General features: G+C 71.8%; 12 protein-coding genes. 8 read left to right on the top strand and 4 right to left on the bottom strand.

Annotated features, from left to right (window positions below):
- The first annotated feature begins 52 nt into the window (after positions 1-52).
- Positions 53-3,100: a helix-turn-helix transcriptional regulator gene (locus ABD371_RS04190; RefSeq protein WP_381733127.1), complete on the top strand. Its 3,048-nt coding sequence runs from the start codon at positions 53-55 to the stop codon at positions 3,098-3,100.
- 12 nt (positions 3,101-3,112) lie between these two features.
- Here ABD371_RS04190 and ABD371_RS04195 read toward each other — a convergent pair whose 3' ends face one another.
- Positions 3,113-4,291 (bottom strand): PQQ-dependent sugar dehydrogenase, encoded by a 1,179-nt coding sequence (locus tag ABD371_RS04195; protein WP_344472824.1) that lies wholly within the window; start codon positions 4,289-4,291, stop codon positions 3,113-3,115.
- Between the two features lie 162 nt (positions 4,292-4,453).
- Positions 4,454-5,467 (bottom strand): aldo/keto reductase, encoded by a 1,014-nt coding sequence (locus ABD371_RS04200; protein WP_344472827.1) that lies wholly within the window; start codon positions 5,465-5,467, stop codon positions 4,454-4,456.
- Positions 5,468-5,689: 222 nt separating this feature from the next.
- Here ABD371_RS04200 and ABD371_RS04205 point away from each other — a divergent pair, with 222 nt between their 5' ends.
- From ABD371_RS04205 to serA, 6 genes are all read left to right on the top strand, one after another.
- Positions 5,690-6,637: a 2-hydroxyacid dehydrogenase gene (locus ABD371_RS04205; protein WP_344472829.1), complete on the top strand. Its 948-nt coding sequence runs from the start codon at positions 5,690-5,692 to the stop codon at positions 6,635-6,637.
- Between the two features lie 442 nt (positions 6,638-7,079).
- Entirely contained in the window at positions 7,080-9,842 is a 2,763-nt protein-coding gene (locus tag ABD371_RS04210) for a putative bifunctional diguanylate cyclase/phosphodiesterase (protein ID WP_344472831.1), read from the top strand.
- 321 nt (positions 9,843-10,163) lie between these two features.
- Entirely contained in the window at positions 10,164-12,023 is a 1,860-nt protein-coding gene (locus ABD371_RS04215) for an acetolactate synthase large subunit (RefSeq protein WP_344472833.1), read from the top strand.
- A 29-nt stretch (positions 12,024-12,052) separates the two neighbouring features.
- Positions 12,053-12,577, top strand: coding sequence for an acetolactate synthase small subunit (gene ilvN / locus ABD371_RS04220; RefSeq protein WP_344472835.1), 525 nt, complete (start codon positions 12,053-12,055; stop codon positions 12,575-12,577).
- A 149-nt stretch (positions 12,578-12,726) separates the two neighbouring features.
- Positions 12,727-13,728: a ketol-acid reductoisomerase gene (ilvC, locus tag ABD371_RS04225; protein ID WP_190125305.1), complete on the top strand. Its 1,002-nt coding sequence runs from the start codon at positions 12,727-12,729 to the stop codon at positions 13,726-13,728.
- 297 nt (positions 13,729-14,025) lie between these two features.
- On the top strand, positions 14,026-15,630 hold the full coding sequence (gene serA, locus ABD371_RS04230) for a phosphoglycerate dehydrogenase (RefSeq protein ID WP_344472838.1): 1,605 nt from the start codon (positions 14,026-14,028) through the stop codon (positions 15,628-15,630).
- 85 nt (positions 15,631-15,715) lie between these two features.
- Here the strand turns inward: serA and ABD371_RS04235 are convergent, their stop codons facing one another.
- Together ABD371_RS04235 and ABD371_RS04240 are read right to left on the bottom strand one after the other, a co-directional pair.
- Complete coding sequence (locus ABD371_RS04235; RefSeq protein ID WP_344472840.1) at positions 15,716-16,486, bottom strand: class I SAM-dependent methyltransferase; 771 nt, start codon at positions 16,484-16,486, stop codon at positions 15,716-15,718.
- A gap of 503 nt (positions 16,487-16,989) precedes the next feature.
- Positions 16,990-18,270, bottom strand: coding sequence for a PucR family transcriptional regulator (locus ABD371_RS04240; RefSeq protein ID WP_344472842.1), 1,281 nt, complete (start codon positions 18,268-18,270; stop codon positions 16,990-16,992).
- Between the two features lie 176 nt (positions 18,271-18,446).
- Between ABD371_RS04240 and ABD371_RS04245 the strand changes: the two genes are divergently transcribed.
- Positions 18,447-19,373, top strand: coding sequence for a proline dehydrogenase family protein (locus ABD371_RS04245; protein WP_344472844.1), 927 nt, complete (start codon positions 18,447-18,449; stop codon positions 19,371-19,373).
- The last annotated feature ends 10 nt before the right edge of the window (positions 19,374-19,383 follow it).

A 19,383-nucleotide genomic window follows, 5' to 3' on the forward strand; every position in this document is an offset into this window, starting at 1 on the left:
CATGAACGCCCTCACCGCCGTCGGAGCTGTCGCGCTGTCAGAGCCCTGTGCGATGCTCCACAGCGTGGAGACCAGGTCAGTCAGTCCCGTATTCGTCGGGCGCGCCGGTGAGCTGTCCGTGCTCACCGGCGCGCTCGGCCTCGCCTCGGCGGCCCGTGCCGGCGGGCCGCAGGCGCTGCTCGTCGGCGGCGAGGCCGGCGTCGGCAAGACCCGGCTCATCGAGGAGCTGCTCACCGGGGCGTGCCGCGAGGGCGCGGTCGTCATCGTCGGCGGCTGCGTCGAGATCGGCGCGGAAGGGCTGCCGTTCGCCCCCTTCGCCACCGCCCTGCGGGCCCTGGAGCGCCTGCTCCCCGGCGAGCTGGCGGCCGCCGCCGAGGGCCACGAGGAAGAGCTGGCCCGCCTCCTGCCCGAGCTGGGCCCGCGCCCGCGCCCGCGCGGCGAGCACAGCCGGTACGACGAACAGGACATGGCGCGCCTCTTCGAGCTGACCGTCCGCCTGCTCGAACGCATCAGCGCGGAGCGCACCGTCGTCCTCGTCCTGGAGGACATCCACTGGGCCGACGCCTCCACCCGCCATCTGCTCTCGTACATCTTCCGCACCCTGCGCCGGGGCCGCCTCGTCGCCATCGCCACCTACCGCTCCGACGACGTGCACCGCCGCCACCCGCTGCGGCCCTTCCTCGCCGAGACGGAGCGGCTGCGCACCGTCCAGCGTGTCGAGCTGACCCGCTTCACCCGTGACGAGGTCCACCGCCAGCTCGCCGGCATCCTCGGCGCCGAACCCGAAGCGGCCCTCGTCGACCGCGTCTTCGACCGCTCCGACGGCAACGCCTTCTTCGTCGAGGAACTCGCCCGCATCATGGCCGAGGGCAATGTCTGCGGACTCTCCGACTCCCTCCGCGACATCCTGCTCGTGCGGGTCGAGGCCCTCTCCGAGGACGCCCAGCGCATCGCCCGGATCCTCGCCGAGGGCGGCTCCACCGTCGAGTACGGACTGCTCCTGGCCGTCGCCCGGCTCCCCGAGGACGACCTCATCGAGGCGCTGCGCGCCGCCGTCGGCGCGAACATCCTGCTGGCCAGCGCCGACGGCGACGGCTACCGCTTCCGTCACTCCCTCGCCCGCGAGGCCGTCAGCGACGATCTGCTCCCCGGCGAGCGCTCCCGGATCAACCGCCGCTACGCCGAGGTGCTGGAGGCCGACCCCTCACTCGTCCGGGAGGACGAGCGGGCCACCCGCCTCGCCAGCTACTGGTACCACGCGGGCGTCCCCGCCAAGGCCCTGCCCGCCGTGCTCCGCGCCTCCGTCGAGGCCCGGCTGCGCCACGCCTACGCCGAGCAGCTCAGACTGCTGGAGCGGGCCATGGAGCTGTGGGACGCCGTCCCCGACGAGACCCGGGCCGGGCTGCGGCCCCTCGACTACGCCGAGGCGTATCCGGCGTGCGGCTGCGACCCCGACACCACCCCCCTGCGCTTCCTCGACCTGATGGCCGAGGCCACCGTCGCCGGCCGGCTCAGCAGCGAGCGCGAGCGCGCACTGAAGATCACCAAGCGCGGTCAGCGGCTGGCGGCGGACGAGCGCGACCCGCTCCGCGCCGCCTGGTTCTCCGTCGAGCGCTCCCGGCTCGTCTCCGCGCTCGGCCGGGGCGACGGCTGGGCCGAGCTGACCCAGGCACAGGAGCTGGTGCGCGGACTGCCGCCGTCCGCCGTCCACGCCGAAGTGCTCGCCGAGGCGGCCGGCTGGCGAAGGCTGCACGCCCCCGGCCCCGACACCCTCCGAACGGCCGAGCGCGCCGTGGAGTACGCCCGGATGGTCGGGGCGGAGGAGATCGAGCTGCGCGCCCGGTTCGTCCTCGGCGTCCTCATGGTCGACGCGGGCGACCACGACGCCGGACTCGCCGAGATGCGCGCCGTCCGCGACCTCGTCGTCGCCCGGGGCCTGCCGACGCTCATCGGCCGGGTCCACGCCACCCTCCCGACCGTCCTGGAGGGCGTCGGCCGCTCCCAGGAGGCCGTGGAGGTCATGACCGAGGGCATCGGCCTCACCCACCACTACGGACTGCTCGACTCCGAGGCCTGGATCCTCGGCAACCTCGCCGAGTCCTACTACACCCTGGGCCGCTGGGACGAGGCGCTCGCCGCCGCCGAGCGGGGCCTGCGCATCGGACCGAGCCCCAAGCCCCGGGGCTTCGCCACCCTCCAGCTCGCCGCCCTCGGCCTCGCCCGGGGCGACACCGAGGGGGCGGCCCGCCTGCTGACGGCCGCCCGCGACCACTTCGGACCGAACGACCCGATGCCGCAGAGCTCCCTCCCGATGGCCGCGATCGCCATCGGCGTCGCCGTGGGACAGGGGCGGGTCGAGTCCGCCCGCGCCGAGTTCCGCCGCGTCGCCGAGCAGGGCTTCCCGCCCGGCACCCAGCGGTACGCCTGGCCGCTGCTGCGCGCCGCTGCCGCCCTGGAGGCCGACGCCCGGGGACTCCCCTCGGCGGACGAGGGCCGCGACCAGGCGCTGCGCCTCATCCGGAAGTCGGCCGGCTCGCTCGCCGCCACGGTTCCCGTGTGGATCGCCCATGAGCGATGGGTCCGCGCCGAACTGCTCCGCGCCGAGGGCCGTGACACGGCCCGGGACTGGGCGGAGACCGACGAGGCCTTCGAGGGCGCGGTCTTCCCGTACGAGCGGGCGGTGGTCCGGGTCCGCCGGGCACAGGCGCTCCTCCCCGAGGACCGGGACCGCGCCGCCGAGCTGCTGCGGTGCGCCGCCGGCACCGCCCGGCGGCTCGGCGCGCGCCCCCTGGCGGACGAGACGGCCCTGCTCGCACAGAGCGCCCGGCTCGCCCTGACGGACGGAGCGCCCGCCGCTCCCGCCGCCGCGCCGGGCCCGGCGTTCGGCCTCACCCCGCGCGAGGAGGACGTCCTGAGGCTGGTGGCGGCGGGCCGCAGCAACCGCCAGATAGCCCAGTCGCTCTACATCTCCCCGAAGACGGCGAGCGTGCACGTCTCCAACATCCTCGCCAAGCTCTCCGTCTCCGGCCGGGGCGAGGCCGCCGCCCTCGCCCACCGCCTCCGCCTCTTCCCCTCCGCCGACGACCAGGTCCCCGCCTGACCCGGGGCGTTCTCAGCGCACATCGAGCCGGAGGATCCGGTCGTCCTCCGGCTCCGGGGTGCCCCGGCCGTCCGTCTCGCTGGTCAGCAGCCAGAGGCCGGAGCCGTCCGCCGGGAGGACCGTGCGGAGCCTGCCGTGCTCGCCGGTGAGGAAGGCCTCGGGCTCGGCGGCGAGCTTCGGGCCGTCCAGCGGGATCCGCCACAGCCGCTCGCCGCGCAGCCCCGCCATCCAGATCGAGCCCCGGGCGTAGGCGATCCCGCTGGGGGACGCCTCCTCGGTGGACCACTGCGCCACCGGGTCCACGAAACCGGCCTTCCCGGCCCTGCCCTCGGCCTCCGGCCAGCCGTAGTTCTTCCCCGGCTCGATCAGATTCAGCTCGTCCCAGGTGTTCTGGCCGAACTCCGCCGCCCACAGCCGCTCCCCGGAGTCCCAGGCCAGCCCCTGCACATTGCGGTGGCCCAGCGAGTACACCAGCGAGTCCGGATCCGGATTGCCCGGCGCGGGCCGGCCGTCCGGGGTCATCCGCAGGATCTTCCCGCCGAGGGACTTGGGGTCCTGCGACAGCCCCGTCTCGCCCACCTCGCCCGTCCCGGCGTACAGCATCCCGTCCGGGCCGAAGGCGATCCGCCCGCCGTTGTGGGTGATCCCCTTGGGGATGTCCCGCAGGACCGTGTCCGGCGCGCCCAGCTGCTTCCCGGCGGGCTTCCGCTCGTCGAAGAGCATGCGGGCGACGCGGTTGTCCGAAGCGGTGGTGAAGTACGCGTACACCTGCCGGTCCGAGGCGAACTTCGGGGAGACGGCCAGCCCCAGCAGCCCGCCCTCGCCGGCGGGGGCCACCCCGGGCACCGAGCCGACCACGGTCTGCTTCCCGTCCGCCGCGCCGACCCGGGTGATCGTGCCCTCGTCCCGGGAGGCGACCAGCAGATCGCCGCCGGGCAGTACGGCCGCGCCCCACGGTGACTTCAGCCCCTCGGTGAGCGTGGCCGCGACCTTCACCGAGCCCTTCGCGGGCGGCGGCGGGGCGTCCGACGCGCCGCGGCCCGCGCCGCCGGGGCCGGTGGACGAGGACGCCGGGGCGGGGGCGGAGGCCGAGGGGGTCAGCCCCGGCAGTCCGCCCGATCCGGCGTCCCCGCCCTCCGAAGAGCATCCGGTGGCCAGCAGAGCCACGACCGCGGCCAACGCGGCCGTCATCCCAGGACGTTGCACAGTTCCGATCCTCCCGACGGCGGCGGCTCGTGCCCCCTCACACCCCTTCCTACTCCACCGCGCCCCGCAAGGTTCCCGATTCCGCGCCGGACACCGCTTCCCGCCGCCGACCGGGGCCGGCCGCGTACGCCGGCGGCCGAACCGCGCTCAGTCCCACGACCCGCGCGCCCCCGGCAGCCCCTCGATCTCCCAGACGTCCCGGGGCGAGAGCCCCAGCCGGCTGGCCGAGGCGTTCTGCACCGCCCACTCCACCCGCTTGGTCCCCGGCACCGCCACCACGTTCCGTCCGCGCCCCAGCACCCACGCCAGCGCCACCTGCGCCGGGGTGATCCCCGGACCGTGCCGCTCGGCGATCCTGCGCAACCCCGCCACCAGCGGCTGGTTCGCCGCCATCATCTCCGCCGTGAACCTCGGGTGCCGCGCCCGTATGTCGTCCGGCTCGAACCCCTGCCCAGGGGTGAGCGTCCCGCTCAGAAACCCGTTCCCCAGCGGCATCGCCGCCAGAAACCCGATGCCGCGCGTCTCGCACCAGGGCAGCAGCCGCTCCAGCGCCTGCCGCGACCACACCGAGAGCTCCGCCTGGACGGCGCTCACCGGGAACACCTGCTGGACCCGTTCCAGCTGCCGGATCGTTCCCTCGTACAGATCTCCGTCGGACCGGTGCGCGGTCCGCACCCCCACCGAGCCGACCCCCATCGCGGACACCCCGAGCGCGCGCACCTTCCCCGCCCCCACCAGCTCCGCCATCGCCCCCCAGGTCTCCTCGACCGGCACCTCCGGATCGGCGCGGTGCAGCTGATAGAGATCGATCACATCGGTCTGCAACCGCCGCAGCGAGGCGTTGCACGCCCGCTTCACATAGCCGGGCCGCCCATTGGCCACCACATGCTGATCCCCGGCGAGCAGCCCGACCTTCGTGGAGACGAAGGCGTCCGCGCGCCGCGTCTTCAACGCCCGCCCGATGAGCAGCTCATTGGTGAACGGGCCGTACATGTCCGCCGTGTCCAGCAGGGTGGAGCCCGCGTCCAGCGCGGCGTGCACCGTGCGCAGCGATTGCTCCCCGCGCTGCTGAGAGGTGGTGTAGGCCCAGTTCATCGGCATACAGCCGAGCCCGACCGCGCCCACCTCCAGAGCCGCCGCACCCAGTGTCCTGCGCTCCACCTGCCCGTACCCCTCCCTCAGCCGCCCACCAAACCAGGGTCTTTCGTTTGGATCTTGCTGGGCTCGCGTGCCCTGGCACCATGCTCCCCCTGGGCCTGGCGGCCCGGGTGGTACCCCCACCGCGTCGACTCCCTCCTCCGCCTTGCGATCCACGGCACCAGACCCCGCTCGCTCATCCAGCCTGATCCAAACGAAAGACCCTAACCAATTAGCCTGCTGGCCATGACGTCTGACATCTGGCTCTCACTGCCGGCCGACGGGATCAGCGGGCTCCCGACGCTCGCCGGAACGGATTTCGCCTACCGTTTCTGGGACGGCGAACCGGAATTTCCCGCCGACCCGGCCGACTGCGTCTTCTACACCGTCCCCTACCTCAAGCCCGGCATCGGGGTGCTCCCACTGCCCGGGATGACTTCTTTGCGGGTCATTCAGACACTCTCCGCAGGCATCGACCATCTCGAACCGGACCTCGGAACGCTTCACTCCGGCGTACGCCTCTGCAACGCCAAGGGCGTGCACGACGCCTCCACGGCCGAAATAGCACTCACTCTCACCCTCGCCTCACTGCGCGGCATCCCCGAATTCGTCCGGGGCCAGGACGCCCGGGAATGGCGGACGGGCTTCTATCCGGCCCTTGCCGACAAGTCGGTGCTGATCATTGGATACGGGGCGATCGGCGCGGCGATCGAAGACCGGCTCATTCCCTTTGAGTGCGCGCGGGTGGTGCGCGTCGCGCGCTCCGCACGCACCACGGAGCGCGGAGAGGTGCACGCGCTCGCCGATGTGCCCTCTCTGCTCCCGGACGCCGATGTGGTCGTCCTCGCCACTCCGCTGACCGCTCTGACGAAGGGCCTGGTGGACGCGGAGTTCCTGGCAGGGATGAAGGATGGTGCACTTCTGGTCAATGTCGCCCGGGGCCCGGTGGTGGACACCGGGGCGCTGCTCGCCGAGGTGACCCAGGGGCGGCTGAGGGCCGCCCTGGATGTCACCGACCCCGAGCCGCTGCCCTCCGGACACCCGCTGTGGGGCGCTCCTGGAGTGCTGATCAGTCCCCACGTCGGAGGTTCCACTTCCGCCTTTCTCCCGCGCGCTCGGCGGCTGCTGGCGGCCCAGGTCCGCCGTTTTGTCGAGGGTCTGCCGCTGGAGAATGTCGTACTCACCACCGAATAGCCCCAGCCTTCCCCAGCCACCCGGTGCACAGGCACCATGACAGCGACGCCCCGTCACTCCGTCGTCACAAGCGAAAACTCTGCGAAGTCATCCGATCGCTCCGCGTGCCTGCGTGGCGAATGATGGTCACTGAGAGTAGAGGGCCTATGTCCCTGAGTGACAATCCTGGTGTATCGTCCGGACCTGGGGGCTGCGCCGGTGCAAAGGGGCGGTGCGCTGACACGACCCGGCTGACGCGACCTGACTGCCGATCAGACTTTTGAGGGGGGCGACGGGCGATGCACGGCCAATGGACCCAAGATCCGACACGGCGAGGACGTCGCCGACGACCCTCGCCCGCAGCACGGCGCGCTCCCGCGCCGCCGCCGGCCCGCTCCCTCCCCGCCCGGGCCCGGCCCGCCGCGCCGCGAGGAGCGGGGCGGTGAACGCCCAGGGGGCGCTGATGGCGCGTGAGTCAGTCCCCGCCGGCACGGGACTGCTCACCCAGCTTCTCCTCGCCCTCGTCTGCGCCGGATACGCCGTGGGCGCGGCCCTCGGCTGGGGCTCCCGCGAACTGGCACTGATCATGGGCGACTTCGGCCTCAGCGCCGGCGCCCTGATCGCCGCCGTCTCCTGCTTCCTCTACGCCCGCATCAGCCCGCCCCGCGCCCGGCCCGCCTGGCTGCTCTTCGCGCTCTCCTCCGCCATGGCCTGCGCGGGAAACGCGGTCTGGGGGTGGTACGAGATCGTCCTCGACCGCGAGGTGCCCGGCCCCTCCGTCGCCGATCTCTTCTTCCTCTGCTTCGCCCCGCCGGCCATCATCGGCCTGCTCGTCCTCGCCAAGCGCCCGGTCACCCGGGCCGGCTGGGTCTGCCTCGGCCTCGACGCCTGGCTGATCGGCGGCTCGCTGCTGACCCTCTCCTGGAGCCTCGCGCTCGCCCACACCACCCGGGTGCAGGGCGAGAGCGTGGCTCCCGCCGCACTAGCGCTCGCCTATCCACTGCTGGACATCGTGCTGGTCAGCATGGTGTTCGCCCTGCACTTCCGGCGCTCGGCCACCAACCGCTCCGCCGTCAACACCGCGATCGGCGCACTGGCCCTCACCGTCGTCTGCGACGCCCTGTTCACCTCGCCGCTGCTCCGCGAGAGCTACCGCTCGGGACAGCTGCTCGACGCGGGCTGGTTCGCCGGCTCGCTGCTGCTGGCCTACGCCCCCTGGGGCGCGCGCCGCGGCGCCGAGCCGGCCCGGCAGCCGGCCGCGCCGCGCCACCCCGGCCGCCCGGCGGCCGGCTCGCTGGCCGCGCTCACGCCGTATCTCGCCGCCGCCGTCTGCACGCTCGGAATCCTCTACAACGTGGTCGAGGGGCGCACCGTGGACCGCGTCGTGGTGCTCACCGGCTGCACCGTCGTCCTCGCCCTCGTCGTCCGGCAGGGCATCATGCTCCAGGACAATGTGGCCCTCACCCATGAGCTGGCCCAGAAGGAGAACCACTTCCGCTCGCTGGTCCAGGGCTCCAGCGACGTCATCATGATCGCCGCCCCGGGCGGGACGCTGCACTACGTCAGCCCCGCCGCCTCCGGGGTCTACGGCCGTGAGGCGGAGGATCTGGTCGGCTCCCCGCTCTCCTCCCTCATCCACCCCGACGACCTCGGCCGGGTCCTGCACGAGGTGCGCAGATTCCTGGCCGCCCCCTCCCCGGACGAACCCACCACCCGCATCGAGTGCCGCTTCCGCTCCGGCGCGGGCGACTGGCTCAATGTGGAGTCCACCGTCAACCGCCACCAGGGCGGGCTGATCTTCAACAGCCGCGACGTCACCGACCGGGTCCGGCTCCAGGCCCAGCTCCAGCACAGCGCCGAGCACGATCCGCTCACCGATCTGCCCAACCGGGCGCTGTTCACCGAGCGGGTCCGCCAGGCGCTCACCGGCCGGCGCGCGGGCGACCCCGGCACCGCCGTGCTCTTCATCGACCTCGACGGCTTCAAGGCGGTCAACGACCGGCTCGGCCACCAGGCGGGCGACCAGCTGCTGATCCAGGCCGCCCACCGGCTGGAGGAATCCGTACGCTCCGGGGACACCGCAGCCAGACTCGGCGGCGACGAGTTCGCCGCCCTCATCCTCGGCGAGGGCATCCGCGACCAGGCCGACCGCGAGAGCCAGGTGGTCGAGATCGCCGACCGGCTGCGGCTCACCCTCTCCCAGCCCTACCGCATCGACGGCAACGACGTCCGGGTGGCCGCCTCCATCGGGGTCGCCTTCGCCGAGAAGGGGATCACCCCCAGCGATCTGATGCGCAACGCCGACCTCGCCATGTACCGGGCCAAGGCCGGCGGCAAGGACCGCGTCGAGCTGTACGTCCCCCAGATGCAGGCCGAGGTGGTGCGCCGCACCGAGCTGGCCGCCCGGCTGCGCAGCGCCCTGCACGAGGGTGAGTTCGCCCTGCTCCACCAGCCGGTGGTCAGCCTCACCACCGGCCGGATCGAATCCGTCACCGCCCAGGCCCGCTGGCGCTCGGCCCAGGGCATCCTCTTCACCCCCGCCGAGTTCCTCCGGGTCTCCGCCGACAGCGACCGCACCGCCGAGCTGGGCCGCTGGCTGCTGGAGGAGGCCGTGCAGCAGGCCGCCGAGCGGGACCGGCTCGGCCACCGGGTGCCGGTCTCGGTCCGGCTCTCGGCCCGCCGGCTGCTGGACAGATCGCTGCCGATGGGCACCGTCGAAGCCCTGCTCAGCCGCCATGGACTGCCCTCCGGGGCGCTCATCGTCGAGCTGGCCGACAGCGACCCGAGGATCTCCTTCGACGAGCTGGAACAGCGTCTGGTCTCCCTGCGCAGACTCGGCGTCCGGATCGCCCTCGACGGCTTCGGCACCGGCCACGCCGCCCTCACCGCACTGCGCAGGCTCCCCGTGGACATAGTCAAACTCGACCGATGTCTGGTTGAGGGGGTCGTGGAGTCCGCCCGGCTGCACAAGATCACCAATGGGCTGCTGAGAATCGCCGGCGATCTCGGCCTCCAGACGGTGGCCGACGGGGTGGACGCGCCGGAGCAGGTGATCGCCCTGCGCGCCATGGGCTGCACCCACGGCCAGGGCATGGCCTTCTCCGGACTGCTGGACGAGTACCGGCTCCGCCGCGCGCTGGTACGGGACGACTTCCCCGTACCGGCCGGCCTCGCCCTGCCCGTGCCCCACCGCTGGCGGGTGGAGCATCCGCAATGGACCAAGTAGCCGCCCGGGGGCTGTCCGCCGAGACGCCCCCCAGACCAGATAGTGAGACGCGCGTCCCACCCGCTTGACAGTGACAGCGGGTCAGGGAGAGGGTCAATGCCATGCGCACCCGAATTCTCGTACTTGGAAAGCGCGTCGGCTGAGCGGGGACCTGCACCACAGGCCCCCGCTGACTCCCACCGACGCGCTCCCCTCGCTTGCCTCACGGCACGAGGGGTTTTTTATTGCACAGACGCCCGTGCACAAGCACAAGAATCCACACGAAACCCTCAGCCAGACATCGCAGAACCCTCAGCTTCAGCCCTCAGCTTCGAGAAGAGAATGCCGATGACCGAGCAGGCCACCGGGGCCCACCATCCGCAGCCGCGGGCCCGTAACGGCGGACACCAGACCTCCGCAGTTGAGCACGTCACGGGCGCGCAGTCCCTCATCCGCTCTCTCGAAGAGGTGGGCGCCGACACCGTCTTCGGCATCCCCGGAGGCGCGATCCTCCCCGCGTACGACCCGATGATGGACTCCACCCGGGTCCGGCACATCCTCGTCCGCCACGAGCAGGGGGCCGGACACGCGGCCACCGGCTACGCCCAGGCCACCGGCAAGGTCGGGGTCTGCATGGCCACCTCAGGGCCCGGCGCGACCAACCTGGTGACCCCGATCGCCGACGCGCACATGGACTCCGTCCCGCTGGTCGCGATCACCGGCCAGGTCGCCTCCAAGGCGATCGGCACCGACGCCTTCCAGGAGGCGGACATCGTCGGCATCACCATGCCGATCACCAAGCACAACTTCCTGGTCACCAAGGCCGAGGACATCCCGCGCACCATCGCCGAGGCCTTCCACATCGCCTCCACCGGCCGCCCCGGACCCGTCCTGGTCGACATCGCCAAGGACGCCCTCCAGGCCAAGACCACCTTCAGCTGGCCGCCCGTCCTGGACCTGCCCGGGTACCGCCCGGTCACCAAGCCGCACGCCAAGCAGATCCGTGAGGCCGCCAAGCTGATCGTCCAGGCGAAGCGCCCGGTCCTCTACGTCGGCGGCGGGGTCATCAAGGCCCGCGCCAGCGCCGAGCTGAAGGTTCTCGCGGAACTCACCGGAGCCCCCGTCACCACCACCCTGATGGCGCTGGGCGCATTCCCCGACAGCCACCCGCTGCACGTCGGAATGCCGGGCATGCACGGTGCGGTCACCGCCGTCACCGCACTCCAGAAGGCCGACCTGATCGTCGCCCTCGGAGCCCGTTTCGATGACCGCGTCACCGGCAAGCTGGACAGCTTCGCCCCGTACGCGAAGATCGTCCACGCCGATGTCGACCCGGCCGAGATCGGCAAGAACCGCACCGCCGACGTCCCGATCGTCGGGGACGCCCGCGAGGTCATCGCCGATCTGGTCCAGGCCGTCCAGGCCGAGCACAGCGAGGGCCACACCGGCGACTACGCGGCCTGGTGGAAGGACCTCAACCGCTGGCGGGACACCTACCCCCTCGGCTACGACCAGCCCGACAACGGCAGCCTCTCCCCGCAGCAGGTCATCGAGCGCATCGGCCAGCTCGCCCCCGCCGACACCATCTACGCGGCCGGCGTCGGCCAGCACCAGATGTGGGCCGCCCACTTCATCACCTACGAGCAGCCCGCCACCTGGCTGAACTCCGGCGGCGCCGGAACGATGGGATACGCCGTCCCCGCGGCCATGGGCGCCAAGGCCGGAGCCCCGGACCGCACCGTCTGGGCGATCGACGGCGACGGCTGCTTCCAGATGACCAACCAGGAACTCACCACCTGCGCGCTCAACAACATCCCCATCAAGGTCGCCATCATCAACAACGGCGCCCTCGGGATGGTCCGCCAGTGGCAGACCCTCTTCTACAACCAGCGCTACTCCAACACCGTGCTGCACTCCGGCCCCGACGCCTCCGGCAAGGAGCCCAGCGCCGGCACCCGGGTCCCCGACTTCGTCAAACTGTCCGAGGCCATGGGCTGCTACGCGCTGCGCTGCGAGTCCCCGGACGACCTCGACAAGGTGATCGCCGAGGCCAACGCGATCAACGACCGGCCGGTCGTGATCGACTTCATCGTCCACGAGGACGCCATGGTGTGGCCCATGGTCGCCGCCGGCACTTCCAACGACGAGGTGCTCGCCGCCCGGGGCGTCCGCCCCGACTTCGGCGACAGCGAAGACGACTGAGCGAGCAGAGAGAGACGAGAGACCGATCCATGTCCAAGCACACGCTCTCCGTCCTGGTGGAGAACACGCCCGGCATCCTCGCCCGGATCGCCGCGCTGTTCTCCCGCCGGGGCTTCAACATCGACTCGCTCGCCGTCGGAGTCACCGAGCACCCCGACATCTCGCGCATCACCATCGTGGTCAATGTCGAGGATCTGCCGCTGGAGCAGGTGACCAAGCAGCTCAACAAGCTGGTCAACGTGCTGAAGATCGTCGAGCTGGAGCCCGGCGGCGCGATCCAGCGCGAGCTGGTGCTGGTGAAGGTCCGCGCCGACAACGAGACCCGCTCCCAGATCGTCGAGATCGTCCAGCTCTTCCGCGCCAAGACGGTGGACGTCTCGCCCGACGCGGTCACCATCGAGGCGACCGGCTCCGGTGACAAACTGGACGCCATGCTCAAGATGCTGGAGCAGTTCGGCATCAAGGAACTGGTCCAGTCCGGCACCATCGCCATAGGGCGCGGCGCGCGTTCCATCACGGACCGCTCCCTGCGTGCCCTGGACCGCAGCGCGTAGAAGCGGAACCCCCGCCCGGGGCTGTGGCATCCGCCGGCACACCGACGGCACAGCCCCGCGGCAGTGCTCGCTATGCGAGACCGGAAGACTTCCTCAGGCGCACCCGCCGTACGGTGGGACGCACACCCGTACATCAAGGAGATATCCCAGTGGCCGAGCTGTTCTACGACGACGACGCCGACCTGTCCATCATCCAGAACCGCAAGGTCGCGGTCATCGGCTACGGCAGCCAGGGCCACGCCCACGCGCTGTCGCTCCGCGACTCGGGCGTCGACGTCCGCGTCGGTCTGCACGAGGGCTCCAAGTCCAAGGCCAAGGCCGAGGAGCAGGGTCTGCGCGTGGTCAGCGCGGCGGAGGCCTCCGCCGAGGCCGACGTCATCATGGTCCTGGTGCCGGACCCGCTCCAGGCCCAGGTCTACGAGGAGTCCATCGCCCCGAACCTGAAGGACGGCGACGCACTGTTCTTCGGCCACGGCCTCAACATCCGCTACGGCTTTATCAAGCCGCCGGCCGGTGTCGACGTCGCCATGGTCGCCCCCAAGGGCCCGGGCCACCTGGTCCGCCGCCAGTACGAGGAGGGCCGCGGCGTTCCGTGTATCGCCGCCGTCGAGCAGGACGCCACCGGCAACGGCTTCGCGCTGGCCCTCTCCTACGCCAAGGGCATCGGCGGCACCCGCGCCGGCGTCATCAAGACCACCTTCACCGAAGAGACCGAGACCGACCTCTTCGGCGAGCAGGCCGTGCTCTGCGGCGGTGCCTCGGCGCTCGTCAAGGCGGGCTTCGAGACCCTGGTCGAGGCCGGCTACCAGCCCGAGATCGCGTACTTCGAGTGCCTCCACGAGCTGAAGCTCATCGTCGACCTGATGTACGAGGGCGGCCTGGAGAAGATGCGCTGGTCGGTCTCCGAGACCGCCGAGTGGGGCGACTACATCACCGGCCCCCGCATCATCACCGACCAGACCAAGGTCGAGATGCGCAAGGTCCTCGCCGAGATCCAGGACGGCACCTTCGCCCGTAACTGGATGGACGAGTACCACGGCGGTCTGAAGAAGTACAACGAGTACAAGAAGCAGGACGAGAACCACCTGCTGGAGACCACCGGCAAGGAGCTGCGCAAGCTCATGAGCTGGGTCGACAACGACGACGCGTGAGTCGTGGGGGAGGGCCGGGGCCACTGTGTCCCGGCCCTTCGCCGTACTCCGGCCCTCCGCGGCCCACTCACCGCCCGCTCACCGTCCGCCCCGCGGACGCGCCGGGTGCGCCCCCTGGGCCTCCACGGACGGGTGATCCTGCCACTGAGGCGTAAGAGATCGCCCGATGCACCACTACACTTCTCAACAACACTTACGCGTCAGGCCCACAGCGTCGTGCGTCTTCCACGCGGCTTGCCCCCTCCACCGCCTGCGGCCGTCGGGACGGCCGTCCGCACTGGACATGTGAGGACTCACGTGAGCTCGAAACCCAGCAAGAAGCCAGTGGTACTCATCGCTGAAGAGCTGTCGCCCGCCACTGTGGACGCGCTCGGCCCCGACTTCGAGATCCGCCACTGCAACGGTGCGGACCGCGCGGAGCTGCTCCCCGCCCTCGCCGATGTCGACGCCATCCTCGTGCGCTCCGCCACCAAGGTCGACGCCGAGGCCGTCGCCGCCGCGCCCAGGCTGCGCGTCGTGGCCCGCGCCGGCGTCGGTCTGGACAATGTCGACGTCTCCGCCGCCACCAAGGCCGGCGTGATGGTGGTCAACGCCCCGACCTCCAACATCGTCACCGCCGCCGAGCTGGCCTGCGGCCTGCTGGTCGCCACCGCGCGCAACATCCCCCAGGCCAACACCGCCCTGAAGAACGGCGAGTGGAAGCGCTCCAAGTACACCGGCGTCGAGCTGAGCGAGAAGGTCCTCGGCGTGGTCGGCCTCGGCCGCATCGGCGTGCTGGTCGCCCAGCGGATGTCCGCCTTCGGCATGAAGATCGTCGCGTACGACCCCTATGTGCAGCCCGCGCGCGCCGCCCAGATGGGCGTCAAGCTGCTCTCCCTCGACGAGCTGCTCGAAGTCGCCGACTTCATCACCGTGCACCTCCCCAAGACGCCCGAGACCCTCGGACTCATCGGTGACGAGGCCCTGCACAAGGTCAAGCCGACCGTCCGCATCGTCAACGCCGCGCGCGGCGGCATCGTGGACGAGGAGGCGCTGTACTCGGCGCTCAAGGAGGGCCGGGTCGCGGGCGCAGGCCTCGACGTCTACGCCAAGGAGCCGTGCACCGACTCCCCGCTCTTCCAGTTCGACCAGGTGGTCTGCACCCCGCACCTCGGAGCCTCCACCGACGAGGCCCAGGAGAAGGCGGGCATCGCGGTCGCCCGCTCCGTGCGGCTGGCGCTCGCCGGCGAGCTGGTCCCCGACGCGGTCAACGTCCAGGGCGGCGTGATCGCCGAGGACGTCAAGCCCGGTCTGCCGCTGGCCGAGCGCCTCGGCCGGATCTTCACCGCCCTCGCGGGCGAGGTCGCCGTCCGGCTCGACGTCGAGGTGTACGGCGAGATCACCCAGCACGACGTCAAGGTGCTGGAGCTCTCCGCGCTCAAGGGCGTGTTCGAGGACGTCGTCGACGAGACGGTCTCCTATGTCAACGCCCCGCTCTTCGCCCAGGAGCGCGGTGTCGAGGTCCGGCTGACGACCAGCTCGGAGTCCCCGAACCACCGCAATGTCGTCACCGTGCGTGGCACCCTCTCCGGCGGCGAGGAAGTGTCGGTCTCCGGCACCCTGGCCGGCCCCAAGAACTTCCAGAAGATCGTCGCCATCGGCGAGCACGATGTGGACCTCGCCCTCGCCGACCACATGGCCGTCCTCCGCTACGAGGACCGCCCCGGCGTCGTCGGCACCGTCGGCCGGATCCTCGGCGAGGCCGGTCTGAACATCGCGGGCATGCAGGTCTCCCGCGCGGAGGAGGGCGGCGAGGCGCTCGTCGTGCTCACCGTCGACGAGAACGTCCCGCAGCCGGTGCTCAACGAGATCGCCGAGGAGATCGGCGCGACCTCCGCCCGCTCGGTCAATCTGACCGACTGAGCGGCCACCGCCGCCACGGGTGAGGGCCCGGCCACCACGAAGTCCGAGCTTCGTGGGGCCGGGCCCTCACCCGTAACCCCATCCGTCAGCGAACGGCGACCAGGACGCTGTCGTCGCCGCACTGCCAGACCGTGGTGACCGCGCTGAAGCCCGCCGCGAGCAGCAGCTCCGTCTGCTCCGGGGTGCTCGGGTAGTACGGAGGGGCGAAGGCGTGCTGTCCGACCGCCGTACGGGAGCGGGCCTCCACCAGATCGGCCAGCTCGGGTTCGGCGAGGAACGCCTTCCACCAGGAGGCCCAGTCCTCGCGGTCCGCCCGGCCCGCCCGCTCGGCACGGCGGTCGCGGATCTCACGGGCCAGACCGCGCACGGCGTCCGAGCCGTCCGGGCCGCGGTTGTTGGCGTCCACGAAGACACCGCCCGGAACCAGCCTGGCCGCCAGCTCGCGGTAGACCTCGGTGAGGGCCTCCGGGGTCAGCCAGTGCAGCGCCGTCGAGGAAACGGCCGCGTGCCAGGGGCCGTCCACGGCGGCGCGGTCCGCCCAGCCGGGGGCGTTCAGATCGTCCAGCAGCAGCCGGGCGCCGGTGCCCACGACGGCCTCCTCGGCCAGTCCCAGCATCAGCGGGTCGCCGTCGATGCCCACGACATCGGCGTGCGGCAGGGCACGGGCGAGGCGGGTCGCGAGCGACGCGGTCCCGCATCCCAGATCGACGATTCCGGGCCGCGCGGGAGCGGTCCGCTCCAGGGACCACCGGGTGACATCGACGACCACCTCGAACCGTTCATCGCGGTCCGGGCTGTAGCGCTCCTGCTGTTCGTCCCATCGTCGCAGCCACGTGCGAGCGGTCTCACCGAGCATCGCTGCTCCTTTCCGTACAGTCGTCGAGCGGCATGATTGTCTGCGGTGCGCACCGTTTTTGTCCGTTGTCGGTGATGCGGTGACGCCGTGACGGCCTGCTCGGACCCACCGTGCCGATGTCGCGGGAGAGAGCCCGTGAGACATGCGGAATCCGGCCGGGAACGGCCTGCCGTCGCACGGCTACGGTGGTGGATGAGCCTCTCCCGCGCCGGATAACGGGGCGGGGACCCCCTGCGATGCCGACATTCCTCTTCGCCTGCCTTCCGTCGATGGTCAATCGGGCGATGGGCAAGGGAATCGAGGGAACTAATCGGCCACCGCGTACGGGGCCTGGCACAAGATCAGATGCTAGCCCGCAGGTCCTCGGGCCTCAAGAGGGCCATACGCAACTCCTGTCACACCAGACACAGGTTTATTCCGGACAGCCGACAGTGGCCCCCGGGAGCCGGCGGACCACCCGCCCGCCCTGGATTCCGGTACGAGCACCCCGTACTCCCCGGTGCTCAGAGCCGGGCCGCCTTCAGCGCCATGTGCAGCAGCAGCCGGTCCTCGCCCCGCGCCAGATCCAGGCCGGTCAGCTGCTCCACCCGGGAGAGCCGGTAGTAGAGGGTCTGGCGGTGGACGCCGAGCGCCGAAGCGGTGCGCCCCGCCTGCCCGGCGCAGTCCAGGAAGACCTCGGCGGTACGGGCCAGCTCGGTGTGCGAACGCTCCAGCAGCGTCCGGACGGCCGGGTCGGGGGCGGTCCGCGGGGCCAGCGCGGTCAGCAGCCGGTACGGTCCGATCTCCGCCCACCGGGCGACCGGGCCCAGCTCCGGCTGGGCCGCGGCGGCCCGGGCCGCCGCGGCGGCCTCCCGCCAGGCCGCGTTCAGCTCGGCGAGCCCGCGCCGGGGCTCGCCGACGCCCGCGGTCGCGGCCCCGACCGCCGAGGCGCGCAGCCGCTCGGCGGCGGTGAGCGCGGGGGCCGGGGTGTCGGCCGCCCGCAGCCGCATCAGCACGGCGAGCGAGTGGACGCCCGTACGCCCCTCCCCGGAGGAACCGGAAGGCTCCGGCTCCTCCTCGCCCGGACCGGAACCGGAACCGGAGCCGGGGTCGGGATCGGACGGCGGCGGGGAGTCGGCCCCCGAGGGCGTCCCGTCCTGCTCCACCGGCCCCGCGGGCACCGTGCACACCGCGGCCACCCCGGGCAGCGAGCGCGCGGACGCCGGGTCCGCCGAGGGCCAGGGGGTCACACAGACCACCGCGTGCGGCCCCTCCGAGCCGCGCTCGTCGCCGCCCAGCGCCGTCCGCAGCGCGGCCACCGCCATGTCGTACTGCCAGCCCCGCCGGGCCGTCAGCGCCGCGCGCAGCTCCCGGGCCAGGTCCGTGCCGGCCCGCTCCTCGTCCGCGAGCAGTCCGCCGATCCGCTCGGCCACCTCCATCGCCGCCGCGAGCCGCTCCTCGGAGGGGCCGGGGCTGGTGTCCAGCAGCCAGACATAGCCGAGGACGATGCCCCGGTGGCGTACCGGAAGGCAGATCCGGTCCCGGAAGACCCCCGCGTCCGGCGCGGCGGGGATGCGCACCGGGCCCGTCGCCCGGGCGATGCCGAACCCCTCGAACCAGGCGCGGACCGCGGGGGAGGACTTCCGGGTGAGGATCGACCGGGTCCTGACCGGGTCCATCTCGCTGTCGTCGTCGCTGTCGTGCGCGCCGAAGGCGATCAGCCCGAAATCGCGGTTCTCCAGCGTCGCCGGGGCCGCCAGCAGGCCGGAGATCTCGTCGACCAGTTCCTGGTAATCGCCCTTCATCCGGACATTCTGGCATGCCCTTCAGACATCTGTCTGAGATCGGGGCCACGGATGCGTGACAGCTGTCGATGGCCGGACCCCGTGGTGATCCTTAAATTTCACAGTGGTTCTTCGTGCCGTTCCGGATCCGTTCCCCGCGATCCGCCCGGCGCCCGTACTTCTTGATGGAGGTCCCCGTGCTGGGTCCCGTGATCCTCGCCGCCTCGCGCAGCGACCAGATGCGCCGCATCGTTTCGGCCGCCCCGGTCACCAAGCCCGTGGTGAACCGTTTCATCGCCGGCGAGTCGGTCCTGGAGACGATCCCCGTCGTCCAGGAGACCGCCGCCCGCGGTCTGGAGATCACGCTCGACGTCCTCGGCGAGGACATCACCGACCCCTCCGAGGCGCTCCGCGCCCGGGACGCCTACCTGGAGCTGATCGAGGCCCTCGAGCCGCTCGGCCTCGGCGTCCGCGCCGAGATGTCGGTCAAGCTCTCCTCCTTCGGCCAGGCCCTCACCGGCGGCCACGAGCTGGCGCTCAAGAACGTCACCCCCGTCGTCGAGGCGGCCGCCGAGATCGGCACCACGGTCACCCTCGACATGGAGGACCACACCACCGTCGACTCGACCCTGGCGATCCACGCCGAGCTGCGTCAGCGCTTCCCCGAGACGGGCGCGGTCGTCCAGTCGTACCTCTTCCGCACCGAGGACGACTGCCACGCCCTCGCCGGGGCGGGCTCCCGGGTCCGGCTGGTGAAGGGCGCCTACAAGGAGCCCGCGACCGTCGCGTACCAGGACAAGGCCGAGGTCGACAAGGCGTACATCCGCTGCCTGAAGATCCTGATGGAGGGCGAGGGCTACCCGATGATCGGGTCCCACGACCCGCGGATCATCTCCATCGGCCAGGAGCTGGCCCGGCGCGCCGGCCGTAAGCTGGAGGACTACGAGTACCAGATGCTGTACGGCATCCGCGAGGCCGAGCAGCACCGCCTCGCCGCCGAGGGCCACCGGGTGCGTGTCTACATCGCCTACGGCACCGACTGGTACGGATACTTCATGCGCCGCCTCGCGGAGCGCCCCGCCAACCTGGCGTTCTTCCTGCGCTCGCTGGTCAGCCGCGGCTGAACACCCCCCA

The organism is Streptomyces amakusaensis, assembly GCF_039532665.1.
GTDB classification, from domain to species: domain Bacteria; phylum Actinomycetota; class Actinomycetes; order Streptomycetales; family Streptomycetaceae; genus Streptomyces; species Streptomyces amakusaensis.